Here is a 14,148-nt window from a genome sequence, read left to right on the forward strand (position 1 = left end):
TCCGCCCCGCCGCCCCCGCGGCTGACGACGCGCACCGTAGACTTGCCGGATGCGTATCGCTGTCGTGGCGCTCGGGAAGATCGGGCTTCCGCTTGCCGTCCAGTTCGCCTCGTCCGGCCACGAAGTCGTGGGTGTCGACCTGAATCCCGCGACGGTGGATGCTGTCAACGCCCTGTCGCGGTCGTATCCGTACGAGGCCGGGTTGGATCAGGCGCTGGAGCGAGTAGTGCGGGCAGGGACGCTGCGCGCGACCACGGACTTCGCCGATGCCGTTCCGAGCTCGGACGTCGTCGTCGTCGTCGTACCGCTCGTCGTGGACGACGTGACCTGGGAGCCCGATTTCGCGCGGATGGACGCAGCCACCGAATCCATCGGGATGCACCTCAGCCCCGGGACGCTCGTGTCCTACGAGACCACGCTTCCGGTGGGCACCACCCGCGGACGATGGAAGCCCATGCTCGAAGACGGCTCAGGGCTGATGGAGGGCGAGGACTTCCACCTCGCGTTCTCGCCTGAGCGCGTGCTGACGGGCCGCGTTTTCACGGACTTGCGGAGGTATCCCAAGCTGATCGGAGGTCTCTCGCCGGCCGGCAGTGCCGCAGCGCGCGCGTTCTATGAAGCGGTGCTCGAGTTCGATGATCGCGGCGATCTGACGCGTCCCAACGGAGTCTGGGACCTGGGATCCACGGAGGCCGCCGAGATGGCCAAGCTGGCGGAGACGACCTATCGTGACGTCAACATCGGACTCGCGAACCAGTTCGCCCTCTTCGCCGGAGAGAACGGGGTCGACATTTACCAGGTCATCGAAGCCTGCAACTCCCAGCCGTACAGCCACATCCACCGCCCCGGCATCTCCGTCGGGGGGCACTGCATTCCCGTTTACCCGCGCCTGTACCTCGCGACCGACCCTGATGCAGACATCATTCGATCCGCCCGCCTTCTGAACGCCTCGATGCCGGCGCGCCTCGTCGCTCAGGCTGCGGACGTCCTCGGTGATCTCTCCGGTCTGACAGCCGTCGTGCTCGGCGTCTCGTTTCGGGGCGGCGTGAAAGAGACGGCGTTCTCTGGGGTATTCCCGACAGTCGCGGCGCTGCGGGCTCGCGGGGCCATCGTGCGCGTTCACGATCCGCTGTACGACGATCATGAGCTGGACGAACTCGGCTTCACGCCTCACAGCCTCGGGGACCCCGTGGATCTGGCGATCCTGCACACCGACCACTCCGACTATCGGTCGCTCGCCCCGGTCGACCTCCCCGGCATCCGACTTCTCGTGGACGGACGCAACGTGACAGACCCCGCACGGTGGGCGGGCACGCCTCGGATCGTCGTCGGAGTCGGTCAGGACGAGAGGTACGCGCTGAGCGAGTCCGCGGCATCCGCCGTCTGGAACCCGGTCGCCTCGAGTTTCGACGTTTCCAGCACGCTGTAGCGCGGTCGTGGGGCGGTCGGGCCGGTCGCCGAGGCGTAGTACTCGTCGGTGCTCACGCCGGTGACTCGGGCGGGGTCGTTGCCGGTGAGTCGGAAGACGTGTCGTGCGATGTCGGCCCAGGTCATCGGTTCGCCGGCTCCGGTGAGGCTGTACGTTCCGTAGCCGGGGCGGGTATCGAGCAGGTGGTGGATGCCGCGGGCGAGGTCGGCGGTGAAGGTGAGGCGTCCGACCTGGTCGTCGACGACGTTCGGGTCGATGCCGCGTTCTGCCAGGGATGCCATGGTGCGGACGAAGTTCTTGCCCTCACCGATGACCCAGGAGGTGCGGACGATGTAGTGACGGGGGACGACGGCGACCGCCGCGTCTCCCGCGGCCTTGGTCTGCCCATACACCCCGAGGGGGCAGAGCGGGTCGTCCTCGCGATAGGGGCGCTCGGACGTGCCGTCGAAGACATAGTCGCTGGAGACGTGGACCAGCGTGATGCCGTGCGCGGCGGCGACGGCCGCGAGCGCGGAGACGGCGGTGCTGTTGGCTGCCCAGGCGGCGCGGCGTCCGTCTGCGGTCTCGGCCAGGTCCACCGCTGTGTAGGCGGCGGCGTTGACGATGGTGTCGTAGTCGCGCCAGCGGCGGGCGGAGGCCAGGTCAGGTGCGGTCACGTCCAGTTCCGCGCGGGTGGCATACTCCACGTGCGACGCGGCGCCGAACTCCTCGCGGAGGGCGAGGCCGAGCTGGCCGGACGCGCCCAGGACCAGGATCCGGCGCGGTGGGACCGGGGTCACCTCCGACAGTCGAGGATGAGCGAGGTCTTTGGGGGAGATTTCGACATCCGCGAGCGGGATGGGCCAGTCGATCCTCGCGGTCTCGTCGGCCAGGTTCAGGAAGGAGTACTCGGCGTCCGGGGACCAGTGGTCGTTGACCAGGTAGGTGTAGGCGGTATCCGGCTCGAGGGTCTGGTACGAGTTGCCCACGCCACGGGGGACGAAGATGGCCCGGGACGGGTCCAGCTCGGTGGTGAAGACGGCACCGAACGTGGGGCCTTCCCGCAGGTCGACCCATGCGCCGAAGATGCGGCCGGTCGCCACGGAGACCCACTTGTCCCAGGGCTCGGCGTGGATGCCCCGGGTCGTGCCGATTTCGTCGTTGAAGGAGATGTTGTTCTGCACGGGGCCGAAATCCGGCAGCCCGAGCGCCGTCATCTTCTCGCGCTGCCAGTTCTCCTTGAACCAGCCACGGGCATCCCCGTGCACGGGCAGGTCGAACACCACCAGCCCGGGGATGGGTGTGTCGGTGCGGGTCAGGGCCTTGCCGAACTGCGTCACGGTCACTGGCCTTTGCTGGCGTAAAAGGCTTCGACGCCGTCTTTGGTGGCGGCCCACCAGGGTTCGTTGTCGCGGTACCAGGCGATGGTGGCGGCCAGTCCGGCCTCGAAGTCCCCGTACGCGGGGGTCCAGCCCAGTTCGGTGCGGAGTTTGGTGGAGTCGATGGCGTAGCGCAGGTCGTGTCCGGCCCGGTCGGTGACGTGGTCGTACGCGTCGGCGGGCTGGCCCATCAGGGTGAGGATCAGTTCGATGACGTCCTTGTTGTTGCGTTCCCCGTCGGCGCCGATCAGGTAGGTCTCCCCGATGCTGCCCTTCTCGAGGATGGTCAGCACGGCGGAGGAGTGGTCATCGGCGTGGATCCAGTCCCGCACGTTCTGTCCGGCGCCGTAGAGCTTGGGGCGGATGCCGCGGATCACGTTGGTGATCTGCCGGGGGATGAATTTCTCCACGTGCTGGTAGGGGCCGTAGTTGTTGGAGCAGTTGCTGATCGTGGCGCGCACCCCGAAGGAGCGCACCCAGGCGCGCACCAGCAGGTCCGAACCGGCCTTGGTGGAGGAGTACGGGGAGGAGGGGTTGTACGGGGTGGTCTCGGTGAACCGGTCCGGGTCATCCAGTTCCAGGTCCCCGTAGACCTCGTCGGTGGAGATGTGATGCAGCCGGGTGTCGTGTTTGCGGGCCGCTTCCAGCAGCGTGTAGGTGCCCACGATGTTGGTGTCCAGGAACGGGCGCGGGTCGTGCAGGGAGTTGTCGTTGTGGGACTCCGCGGCATAGTGCACCACCGCGTCGGCGCGGGAGAACAGCTCATCGACCAGGACTGCGTCGGTGATGTCCCCGACCACCAGCTGCACCCGGTCCTCGGGAAGACCGGCCAGCGAGGCGCGGTTGCCGGCATAGGTGAGCTTGTCCAGCACCGTGACGTGATGATCGGTGTGATCGACCAGGTGGTGCACGAAATTGGATCCGATGAACCCGGCACCGCCGGTCACGAGCAGGTTGCCCATCAGTGGCCTCTCCCCAACATCTCCAGCAGATAGCTGCCGTACCCGGATTTGACCAGCTTCTCCGCACGCTCCCGGAGCTGGTCATCGCTGAGGAACCCCTGCCGCCAGGCGACCTCTTCGGGCACCCCGATCCGCAGCCCGGTGCGCCGCTCCATGGTGCGCACATAATCCGCCGCGTCGGTCATCTGATCGAACGTGCCGGTGTCCAGCCACGCCGTGCCGCGGGGCAGGACCTCCACCTGCAGCGCGCCGCGCTCCAGGTAGGCGCGGTTCACGTCAGTGATCTCGTACTCCCCGCGCGGGGAGGGGGCAAGGTTGCGGGCGATGCCGATGACGTCGTTGTCATAGAAGTACAGGCCCGGCACGGCGTAGCTGCTCTTGGGACGGGCGGGCTTCTCCTCCAGCGAGACCGCGGTCCCGGCGGCGTCGAATTCCACGACGCCGTACGCGGTCGGGTCGGCGACCCAGTACGCGAAGATCGCCCCGCCCTCCACATCCGAGTACCGCTTCAGCTGCGTGCCCAGCCCCGGCCCGTACAGCAGGTTGTCGCCCAGGACCAGGGCGACCTTGTCGGTGCCGATGAAATCCGCGCCGATCGTGAACGCCTGCGCCAGCCCATCCGGGGACGGCTGCCGCGCGAACGTCAGGTTCACCCCGAACTGCGACCCATCCCCGAGCAGCCGCTCGAACTGCTCCGCATCATGCGGGGTCGTGATGATCAGGATGTCTCGGATCCCGGCCAGCATCAACGTCGACAGCGGGTAGTACACCATCGGCTTGTCGTACACCGGAATCAGCTGCTTGGAGATCCCCAACGTGATCGGATGCAACCGCGTCCCCGAACCACCCGCCAGAATGATGCCTTTCACCATCCCATGGTGTCACAGGCATCGGCTCACGCTTTTCCCAGCGGCGCCATCGGTATCCTGAATCGTCCGCCGAGTCCTGTGCGGTCTCTGAAAGGTCATCCATCCGTGCAGTGGTTCGAATTCATCTGGGCGGCAGTGGCCACCCTTCTTCTTCTGGGTGTCATCGGACTTCCGCTCGCCAGGATCATCGGTCTGCGCGGATTCGCCGCCATTGCGATCGCGCCGGCGTTCGCGGTCACCGTGGTCGGCCTCGCCGCCGTGGTCGCCCCCTGGATCGGCCTACGTTGGTCCGTGCTGCCCGTGCTGCTCGTGGCCATCGTTCTCGGGGGAGCGCTCTTCGCGGTCCGTTATGCGACGCGTCGCTGGGAACCCGCGCGCGCACCGCGGCGCCCCTTCGACGCCTGGCTGCTCCTGGCCGTAGTCGTTGCAGCAGCCCTGCTCACGTACCGAGTCGCGGTGATCGTGGGCAGCCCCGAGAACATCTCGCAGACATTCGACAACATCTTCCATCTCAATGGAATCCGTTTCGTGCTGGACACGGGCAACGCATCCTCGCTGTGGTTGGGGCACATGACCAACCCCGACGGTGGATTGGCGTTCTACCCCGCAGGGTGGCACGCGCTCGTCGCGCTGGTCGTCCAGATCTCCGGCGTGGCAATCCCGGTTGCGGTGAACGGGGTGACCGTGGTCATCTCAGCCGTCCTGTGGCCCCTCGGTGTCCTGCTGCTCGCGCGCACGCTCTTCGGTCGCTCCCACGTCCTTGCCGTGTCCACCGGCGTGCTCGCTGCCTCACTCCCGGTGTTCCCGATCCTGTTGATGGACTACGGAGTGCTGTATCCCTACCAACTGGGGCTCGCGCTGCTTCCGGCCGCCCTCGCCGCGACTCTGAAAGCGCTCGGCCTGGTCGGCGGCAGACGGACAGCGCCCGGACAGTTGTGGTGGACCGTGGCAGTTCTCGGCTGTCTCGCCGGCCTGGCGCTCGCGCACCCGGGCGCCATCGTCGCGTGGCTTGCGCTGACCGCTCCCATGGCCGTGGCATTCGCAGTGCGCAGACTCCGCAGCGCGAAAAGCACGCTGATGCGCTGGGTCGTGGTCGTCTCGTTCGCGGTCTACCTCGTTATCGGCGCCGTGCTTCTGGACACGCTCAGACCCCCGCTGGAGGCGCGGGGGTGGCCGCCGCAGATGAGCATGCTCGACGCCGTGTGGGACGTGCTGACGATATCCGCGTGGTACCACACGCCCGCCCTGCTTGCGGCTGTGGCGGTCGCAGCCGGCGTCGTCTGGGCGATCATCGCGCGCTCGGCCCCGGGACTGATCGCGCTCGGGATGTACGTGGTCGTCGCAATCCTCTACCTGGCGGTTGCGGCACTGCCGCTGCCTGCGCTGCGTGACGCACTCACGGGCGGCTGGTACAACAACTTGCCCCGTGTCGCGGCCCTTCTGCCGTTCGTGCTGGTGCCCCTCGGTGCCTACGGCGCCGCCTGCACGTGGAGCTGGCTGGGGCGGCGCAGACGGGTGAACAAGCTGTCACGCACACTGCCCCGCGGGCTCAAGGGCGCCGTCGGGATCGCAGCGACCGCGCTGGCCGTACTCGGACTCCAGGTTTCATCGCTGTCCCCCGTGTGGGTCGCGGAACAGTGGACGGGGAGTGTGTTCATCATGGGCCCGGATTCCCCTCTCCTCAGCTCGGACGAAGCGGAGCTTCTCTCGCGGCTCGATGAGCATGTCCCCGCGGGGGTTGCGGTCGCAGGCAGCCCATGGACGGGGGCGTCATTGGCCTACGCGCTCGCGGACCGTCCAGTGCTGATGCCTCACACACTCATGGAGATCAGCGCCGAGCTCCGCGCCGTGAACGAGGGGCTGTCCAGCGCGACACCCGATGGCGCCACGTGCCGTGCGATCGATGACCTCGGCGTCGGCTTCGTCCTGGACTTTCCTGGCCCTGAGGTTCACCCCGGCGAGCACGTGTTTCCGGGCTTGCAGGATCTTGCGGATTCGGGTGCGGTGCGACTGGTTGACCATGAAGGCGATGCGCGCCTGTATGCGGTTACCGGCTGTGGATTCTGATGCACCGCAGATCAAAGAGCCTTCCTGCGCCGTCGGTAGAATGACGGGACCATGACCGAATCGCCCGATCGCGTGCTGATCATCGTGCCTGCCTGGAACGAAGCCCGGAACGTCGGCCACACGGTGCGCGAGATCCGCGCGGCGAGCCCGCAGTACGATGTCGCGGTCGTGGACGACGGATCGACCGACGACACCGCCGAGCTCGCGCGCGCGGCCGGAGCCACCGTCATCTCGATGCCGTTCAACCTGGGTGTGGGGGGCGCGATGCGCACGGGCTTCACATACGCCCAGCGGCATGGCTACCAGCGGGCCATCCAGGTGGATGCCGACGGCCAGCACAATCCTGCGGACATCGGCAGGGTGCTTGCCGGCCTCGAGGTCGCTGACATCTCCATCGGGGCCCGCTTCGCGGACGTGGGCGACTACCAGGTGCGCGGACCACGACGATGGGCCATGATCTTCCTCGCCAAGGTGCTCTCCCGCGTGGCGCGGACACGGCTCACGGACGCGACCAGCGGGTTCCGGGCGGCCGGGCCGCGCGCGATCGCGCAGTACGTGCGCTACTACCCGGCCGAATACTTCGGGGACACCCTGGACTCGCTGGTCGCGGCCTGCCACGCGGGACTGACCGTCACCCAGGTTCCGGTGGCGATGCGACCACGCATGCACGGGACCTCCACGCAGGGCACGATCGGAGCCACGATGTACCTTCTGCGCGCCGTCTTCGCCCTGAGCCTCGCGGTGATGCGCCGAGCGCGGCCGGCGCGGCCCGCGGCGCTGCAGGAGACGCCGGCATGATCGTCGTCTTCAGCATCGCGCTGGCTCTGCTGATCCTGGTGATCGTGGTGTGGATGCTTCTCGCACGCAAACTGCGCGAGAAGTACGCCGTGATGTGGCTGATCATCGGCCTCGCGGTCCTGGTTCTGGGCGTGTTCCCTCAGTTGCTGCTCCGGCTCACCGAGACTCTCGGCGTCCAGGTTCCCGCCAACCTCCTGTTCTCGCTCGCGATCGTGCTGCTGCTGGGTGTGACGCTGCACCTGTCGTGGGAGCTGTCCCAGGCGGAGGACGAGATCCGGCGGGTAGCGGAGGAGGCAGCCATCGCGCGAACGGAGATCGCCGCGCTGCACGATCGTGTGGCGGATCTGGAGCGGACCGCCCACCGTCCCGGTCCGGGCGGAACCGGCGCGTGACCGCAGACGGAGTGTGGGCGGTCGTCACGTCGTATCGCCCCGAGGCCGGACTGCTGCGCGCCCTCACTGCGCTGAGCGACCAGGTCGACCAGATCGTCGTCGTCGACGACGGCAGCGGTCCGGAAGCGGCGCCGGTTCTGGAAGCGGCGCAGAGCGCGGGCAGCCGAGTCGTCCGGCTCCGTGACAACAGCGGCATCGCCGTCGCGCTGAACGCCGGCATCCGCGCCGCGCTGGACCAGGGCGCGCGAGCCGTCGTGACGTTCGATCAGGACTCCGTCGTGCAGGCCGGCTTTGTCCGCGCCCTGCTGACAGCGCGGGATGCTGTTCGCCGGACCGGGCGGAGGCATGGCCCGGTGGTCCCCGAGTACTTCGCCGACGTGCGCCAAGTGCACTCCGTCGAACACGACGGCACTCTGGTGGCCCGGCACGCCATCCAGTCCGGCATGCTGCTGGATCGAGAATTGCTCGAGACGGTCGGCCTCATGCGGGAGGACCTGTTCATCGATCTGGTGGACACGGAATTCGAGCTGCGGTGCGCAGCAGCAGGCCTTCCCACGATCGCCGCTCCGGGTCTCACGCTCGCGCACGCCCTGGGTCGTCAGTACGAGCGACGGATGCTCGGTCGCATCGTCCGGCTTCCCGGGATTCCGCCTGTCGTGACGCTGAGCAATCCGTTCCGGTACTACTACCGGGTGCGGAACCGCCTCGTCGTCAACCGCGAGTTCTGGCGCGCGCAGTTCGGCTGGGTGGCTCGGGACACGCTGCTGGAAGCGCTTCACTACGGCAACGCACTGCTGCTGGCACGGCCCCGCCGCGCGCTGTGGCGACTGTACCTCTCCGCTGCGCGCGACGCCCGCCGACGGCGGATGGGGCGGATGCCGAGTGGTCTTGCCGAGCTGGCGTCGACGATCAGCTGGGCTGCTCCGCCGGCGGAGTGACATCATCGCGCCGGGCGAGCCGCAGCGAGCGGACGGCCGGTATCAGCAGCACGGCGAACGCCGTCGCCTCCGAGGCGGCAACGCCGAGCGCGACAAGTCCCGCCGAGCCCAGCGTCGAGCCGGTGACCATCGTGACGATACCCACGATCGCGGCCGCCAGGGTGGCGGCGAAGACCAGGCGGTAACGGTGGGCAGGGATCAGGACGTTGCGGATCAGCGGGGTCGTCGAGGACAGGAAGAAGAAGGCCACTCCGAAGAGCGCACTCGGCAGCGGCGCGGCTGCGACACTCGCCCCGAACAACAACCCGGTCGCCCACGGCCCGAGCAGGCCGATGGCAAGCCCTCCCAACAGTCCCAGTGCCACGTGCGAGACGATCGCAAGGCGATGACGACGGTGGCGGTCCGACGCTGCCGGGTCCAGAACCCACGCCTGGAAGGCGTTGCCGAAGGCGATCACGGCCATGACGGCGATGCGGTACGTGCGATCGGCGGAGGCAAAAGAGCTTGCCTCGGCGGCGTTCAGGCCGGCTGTCGCGATGGGGATCGCTGTGGAGCCGTAGGCGTTCCCGGTCGCGTCGATGGCGGCGGTGGGCACCAGCGTGCGCAAGACGGTCAACAGGCCGCGGGATCGCACGTCGCCCCGCATCCCACCGTGGGCCGTGATCCGCGCGTGCGTCGCGAACGCCGGAACGGAGAACGCCAGCAGCAGGATCGGATACCACAGCACCTGACCGGTCAACCCGACGACGGGCAGGGAGATGGCCGAGGCAGCGAGCTTGGGCAGTGCGTCGAACAGCATGAGCGCCCGCGGGTTGCCCTGGCCGATGCAGAACCATGCGGGCGTGAAGCCCCCGATCGTCATCGCGACCGCCACCGCGACGGACTCCAGCCGGTACGAGGGGCCGGAGATCACGAAGGTCGCAAGCGCTGCGGCGGGAACGGCGATCACCGAGGTGACCAGCCGGGAGCGGATGCTCTCGTGAAGGATGACCGCACGCTCCTGCACCGAGCTGGTCCGCGCCACCCGCACGGGTCCGACGACGCCCCACCCGAACAGCACACCGACCATGCCGAGGATGCCGATCGACTGACCCGCCGAGAAGTTCGCCCATCCGTCGGCGCCGACGACGCGCGAAATCACGGGAAGTATGATGAAGGGAGCGAGCGCCGAGAGGATCGGTGCCCCCGTGAAACCCGCGAGCCTGAGCATGAGCGACCGCATCGGAAGCCAGTTTAGTGCCGGAGCCCGCTTTGACGCGTCGAAGGGCGGCCAGGCCCCGTGAGTGAGCCCGTGTTCGTCAGCGTCTGCATGGCGACGTACAACGGGTCCGCCTATGTCGAGCACCAGCTCCGTTCCATCCTCGCCGAGCTGCTTGCGGGCGACGAGGTCGTGGTCGTGGACGACGCGAGCACCGATGACACGGTCGCCGTGGTGGAGGCCGTCGGCGACGCCCGGGTGCGCGTCATCCGTCAGCCCGCGAACCGGGGGTACGTGCGCACGTTCGAGACGGCCCTGCTCGCCGCGCAGGGCGAGGTGATCCTGCTCGCCGATCAGGACGACGAGTGGGTCGCCGGCCGGCGGACGATGCTCGTCTCGGCAGCGCAGGCGGCCGGGGTCGCGGCATCCAATCTGGAGCTGCTCGGAACGGGGGAGCCGCTGCGCTCGCCGCTGTCGGGGCGACCCTGGCTGCTGCGCGAGGCGACCTCGCGGCAGCGGGTGCGCAATGAGCTTCGCATCCTCGCAGGAGTGGCACCGTACTTCGGGTGCGCCATGGCGGTGCGGCGGGACATGCTGGCCGCGATCACGCCGTTCCCCGCCTTCTTGACCGAATCGCACGACCTGTGGATCGCGACCGTCGCGAACGCGACCGGCCACCTGCGCCACGTCGAGCCGGCCACCGTGCGGCGGCGCGTCCACGCGGCCAATGCGTCCTCGCCGCGCCCGCGCGGGGTGCGGCGCGCCCTCGGTTCCCGCTGGATGCTGGTGCGCGCCTGGCGCGAGGCGCTGCGGCGTCGCCGCACGCTGGGCTGAGCCTCACGCCTGCTGGATATCGCCCGGGGGACCGACGGGTTCCGGCCGCAGGTGACCGCCGTGCGGCCGGACCCGCAGCATCGCCGGTCGCTCGATCAGCACCCAGCTGAGCCAGGCCAGCGCGAAGGTGACGATGACGGTGATCAGGATGTAGAGGGGCATGCCGAGCGCGGCACCGCCGACCAGCACGACGAGCTGCTGGACTGGCCACGCGTAGATGTAGAACCCGTAGGAGACGTCGTTGCGCGCGATCCACGCCGGCTGCGGCACCCACGTCGACAGCGAGAGCAGTCCGTAGGCCAGCAGCGGCGCGGAGGCCTGCCCGCCCCACCGCGGGATCACCCAGATCAGCAGCACGGCGGCGACGAGCGCCGCGATGCCCAGGATGCGGTTGACCCCCCACTTCTCGATGAGGAAGAACATGAGCGAGCCGCCGAGGAAGAACGGCAGGAGCCGGGCGAACAGCTCGAAGCTGACGTCCAGGCCGACACGCTGTGCTCCGCCGATGAAGGCGTACATCGCGACGCTCAAGAGCCAGAGGACGCCGATGAGGACCGGCGACCGCCGGAACAGCGCGACGAACCCGAGCACCCAGACCACGAGATAGCAGAGGAATTCATAGAAGAGCGTCCACAGGGAGCCGTTCCACGCTCCCGGGTACGGAACGCCCTGCAGCGTGGCCCCGATGCTGTAGTGGTCGATGTACAGGGCGAGGTTGCCCCAGACGTACTGGAACGGCGTGATGGGCGTGGTGAGGAACCCGGCCAACGAGCCCTGCTCGATCAGGAGCGCGATCGGCGCGAACAGGAACGCCGTCACCATGAGCACCACCACGAACGCGGGATAGATGCGCGCGACACGGTGCAGCAGGTACTCTCCGGGCGAGGTCCGCAGGCGGCTGCGGGTGATCAGGAAGCCGCTCAGCACGAAGAACCCGCCGACCGCCCAGCCCCCCAGGTTCTCCCCCTGGATGGAGGGGCCGGTGCCCTGCCCTGCGATGTACCAGCTGTGCGCGAACAGCACCAGGGCGGCGAGGATCAGGCGGAAGAGGTTGAGGCTGTTCCTGCGGTAGGGGTACGGCGTGCCGCGCAGCGCTGCCGGCAGCGTCACTTCAGCAGGTTCCGTGAGGCCATCTCGTCGAGGGAGCGCTGGTAGCTGTCATCCTCGATCGGTTCGGTGAGTACCCAGTCCACGAAGCGGGCGACTCCTTCGCGGAAATCCACGGCGGGGGTGTAGCCCAGGACCTCGCGCAACCGGGTCGTGTCCGCGATGTTGTGGCGGATATCGCCGAGGCGGTAGTTGCCCGACACCCGGGTGGGCACGCGTGCGCCGAAGGCGGCGAAGAGCGCGTCGACGACCTCGAGCACCGTGGTGGCGGTGCCTGAGCCCACGTTGAAGACTCCACCCGCGGCATCCGGGTGCGTCGCCGCCCGGAAGGTGGCTTCGACGACGTCATCGATGTAGACGAAGTCGCGGCTCTCCAGTCCGTCCTCGAAGATGTTGATCTCTTTGCCGGAGCGGACCAGGGTCGAGAAGATCGACAGGATGCCGGTGTACGGGTTCTTGAGGGACTGCCCGGGTCCGTACACGTTCTGATAGCGCAGCGACACCGGTTGGATGCCGATAGTCGGCGCCACGGTGAGGATCAGCGACTCCTGCATCTGCTTGGTGATGCCGTACACCGACGACGGGTGCAGTTTCGCGTTCTCGTCCGTCGGGATAACGCTGAGCGGCCCGACCCCCGGGATATGCACGTCGAAGTCTCCGGCCGCCATGTCGGCGTCGGTGCGATGCGAGGGGTAGACGATGGTCCCGTCCGGCGCGCGGTACGCGCCCTCGCCGTAGATGGAGCGTGACGACGCGATCAGTATCCGCCGCACGGTGTGCGGCTCGTTCGCGAGCAGGTCGAGCAGCTTGGCGGTCCCGCCGACGTTGGTCTCGGTGTACCGGTCGATCTCGTACATCGACTGGCCGGTGCCGGTCTCGGCCGCCAGGTGCACGACGACCGTCGCACCGGCGATCGCGCTGCGCAGATCCTCCGTGGAAGTGACCGTTCCGCGGATCACGGTCGCGACCCCGTCAAGGGACCGCAGCAGTGTCGATGTGGTCGCCGGGTCGTTCCCGTGCACCTGCGGGATCAGCGCATCGAGCACCGTGACCGTGGACCCGGCCTCGACGAAGCGGCGGGCCAGGCGAGTGCCGATGAAGCCGGCTCCGCCCGTGATGAGCACATGATCGGACATGCGGGTGACTCCTGGGATGGGGACCCGCGAGCCGGGTCAGAGGGCGACGATGTGCGCCAGGGTCGATTCTATCCCGGTGCGGTTTCCGCCTCGGAGGACTTTGGGCAGCTCGGTGATCGCATGCAGTCGGGACATCACGCGTGCGCGGGCCGTACACGCCGTGCGACTCCAGCCGTGGGCCTCCGCGACCCGCCGGGCCTCGGCGTAGTACCTGCGCTCGTCTCGGAACCGCCGCCCGTCCAGCAGCGTCTTCTGCGAGGCGCTGCCGCCGTGTCTGCGATACGAGAAGGCCAGTGTCGGGTTGTACGCGAGCGTGCCGCCGTCGAAGGCGATGTCCATCAGGAGGGCGAGGTCCTGGATGATCGGCAGTCCTTCGCGAAAGTCGATGCGCTGAAGGGTCTCAGTGCGGAAGGTGAGAGAAGGCCAGTAGAGCCAGTCGCCGCGGATCAGGCTGGTCGCCATCCGCTCCCCAGTCAGTACGGCCGTTCCGTCCCCGCCGCGCGGCGCAAGGACACCCTGCTTCACACGATCCGCGAGAGGGTTGACGATCGTGCCGTGCTCGTCGATCACCCGCACCCCCGGCTGGATGACGTCCGCGTGCGGCACCTTCGTCATTGTGCGGGTGACCACATCGACATAGTTCGGATGCAGCAGATCATCGCAGCCGAGTATCGCGATGTACTCCGTCGTCGCCCGCCTGATCGCCTCCCGATAGTTCTCCGTGATGCCGAGGTTCACGTCGTTCCGCGTATATGAGACGCGGGCATCGTCCAGTTCCGCGAAGTAGGCGGGCACCCGCTCGTCCGGGTAGCAGTCGTCGATGACGGTGAGCCGCCAGTCCGGGTTGCGCTGGGCGCGCACCGAATCGACGGTCTCGTACAACAGCGCCGGGTCGCCCCAGAAGGGCACGAAGATCTCGAGAGTCATAGCCGTCTCAGCGTAGGCTAGTGGATCCGTGGACTCGCTGGGAGAGGGCTACGGCCCTGGTGTATTCCGCCGCGGGAATTATGATCGCGAAGCGTTTGCGCGATCGTGATTGCGGCGGCATTCCCCCGGGCTC

Annotated in this window: 13 protein-coding genes; 6 read left to right on the forward strand and 7 right to left on the reverse strand. The window is 68.1% G+C overall.

The window, feature by feature from the left end:
* Positions 1-49: 49 nt before the first annotated feature.
* On the forward strand, positions 50-1,429 hold the full coding sequence (locus QNO12_RS03655; protein WP_257502921.1) for a nucleotide sugar dehydrogenase: 1,380 nt from the start codon (positions 50-52) through the stop codon (positions 1,427-1,429).
* On the opposite strand, the gene rfbD is transcribed toward QNO12_RS03655, so the two are convergent.
* Genes rfbD through rfbA form a run of 3 tightly spaced genes read right to left on the reverse strand, consistent with a single transcriptional unit; the run spans position 1,339 to position 4,618 of the window.
* Entirely contained in the window at positions 1,339-2,754 is a 1,416-nt protein-coding gene (gene rfbD, locus QNO12_RS03660; RefSeq protein WP_257502920.1) for a dTDP-4-dehydrorhamnose reductase, read from the reverse strand. The genes QNO12_RS03655 and rfbD overlap by 91 nt on opposite strands.
* Positions 2,751-3,749: a dTDP-glucose 4,6-dehydratase gene (rfbB, locus tag QNO12_RS03665; RefSeq protein ID WP_257502919.1), complete on the reverse strand. Its 999-nt coding sequence runs from the start codon at positions 3,747-3,749 to the stop codon at positions 2,751-2,753. The genes rfbD and rfbB overlap by 4 nt, the downstream gene beginning before the upstream one ends.
* Positions 3,749-4,618: a glucose-1-phosphate thymidylyltransferase RfbA gene (gene rfbA / locus QNO12_RS03670; protein WP_257502918.1), complete on the reverse strand. Its 870-nt coding sequence runs from the start codon at positions 4,616-4,618 to the stop codon at positions 3,749-3,751. The genes rfbB and rfbA overlap by 1 nt, the downstream gene beginning before the upstream one ends.
* A 105-nt stretch (positions 4,619-4,723) precedes the next feature.
* Between rfbA and QNO12_RS03675 the strand changes: the two genes are divergently transcribed.
* The 4 genes from QNO12_RS03675 to QNO12_RS03690 are packed head-to-tail and all read left to right on the forward strand — an operon-like array spanning position 4,724 to position 8,813.
* A complete protein-coding gene (locus QNO12_RS03675; RefSeq protein ID WP_257502917.1) occupies positions 4,724-6,685 on the forward strand; it encodes a DUF6541 family protein in 1,962 nt (653 codons plus the stop codon).
* 51 nt (positions 6,686-6,736) lie between these two features.
* Positions 6,737-7,483 (forward strand): glycosyltransferase family 2 protein, encoded by a 747-nt coding sequence (locus tag QNO12_RS03680; RefSeq protein ID WP_257502916.1) that lies wholly within the window; start codon positions 6,737-6,739, stop codon positions 7,481-7,483.
* The gene (locus QNO12_RS03685) at positions 7,480-7,875 is read left to right on the forward strand and encodes a DUF2304 domain-containing protein (RefSeq protein ID WP_257502915.1); all 396 of its coding nucleotides are present in this window, start codon (positions 7,480-7,482) and stop codon (positions 7,873-7,875) included. The genes QNO12_RS03680 and QNO12_RS03685 overlap by 4 nt, the downstream gene beginning before the upstream one ends.
* Positions 7,872-8,813: a glycosyltransferase gene (locus QNO12_RS03690; protein ID WP_257502914.1), complete on the forward strand. Its 942-nt coding sequence runs from the start codon at positions 7,872-7,874 to the stop codon at positions 8,811-8,813. The genes QNO12_RS03685 and QNO12_RS03690 overlap by 4 nt, the downstream gene beginning before the upstream one ends.
* On the opposite strand, the gene QNO12_RS03695 is transcribed toward QNO12_RS03690, so the two are convergent.
* Complete coding sequence (locus QNO12_RS03695; protein ID WP_257502913.1) at positions 8,785-9,954, reverse strand: polysaccharide biosynthesis protein; 1,170 nt, start codon at positions 9,952-9,954, stop codon at positions 8,785-8,787. The two genes, QNO12_RS03690 and QNO12_RS03695, sit on opposite strands and share 29 nt — an antisense overlap.
* Before the next feature lie 138 nt (positions 9,955-10,092).
* Here QNO12_RS03695 and QNO12_RS03700 point away from each other — a divergent pair, with 138 nt between their 5' ends.
* Positions 10,093-10,845 (forward strand): glycosyltransferase, encoded by a 753-nt coding sequence (locus QNO12_RS03700; RefSeq protein ID WP_257502912.1) that lies wholly within the window; start codon positions 10,093-10,095, stop codon positions 10,843-10,845.
* Positions 10,846-10,848: 3 nt separating this feature from the next.
* Here QNO12_RS03700 and QNO12_RS03705 read toward each other — a convergent pair whose 3' ends face one another.
* The 3 genes from QNO12_RS03705 to QNO12_RS03715 are packed head-to-tail and all read right to left on the reverse strand — an operon-like array spanning position 10,849 to position 14,015.
* On the reverse strand, positions 10,849-11,955 hold the full coding sequence (locus QNO12_RS03705) for an acyltransferase family protein (RefSeq protein WP_257502911.1): 1,107 nt from the start codon (positions 11,953-11,955) through the stop codon (positions 10,849-10,851).
* A complete protein-coding gene (locus tag QNO12_RS03710; RefSeq protein ID WP_257502910.1) occupies positions 11,952-13,088 on the reverse strand; it encodes an NAD-dependent epimerase/dehydratase family protein in 1,137 nt (378 codons plus the stop codon). The genes QNO12_RS03705 and QNO12_RS03710 overlap by 4 nt, the downstream gene beginning before the upstream one ends.
* Before the next feature lie 36 nt (positions 13,089-13,124).
* Positions 13,125-14,015 (reverse strand): glycosyltransferase, encoded by an 891-nt coding sequence (locus tag QNO12_RS03715; protein ID WP_257502909.1) that lies wholly within the window; start codon positions 14,013-14,015, stop codon positions 13,125-13,127.
* Positions 14,016-14,148 lie beyond the last annotated feature (133 nt).

The organism is Microbacterium sp. zg-B185, assembly GCF_030246885.1.
Taxonomy (GTDB): Bacteria; Actinomycetota; Actinomycetes; order Actinomycetales; family Microbacteriaceae; genus Microbacterium.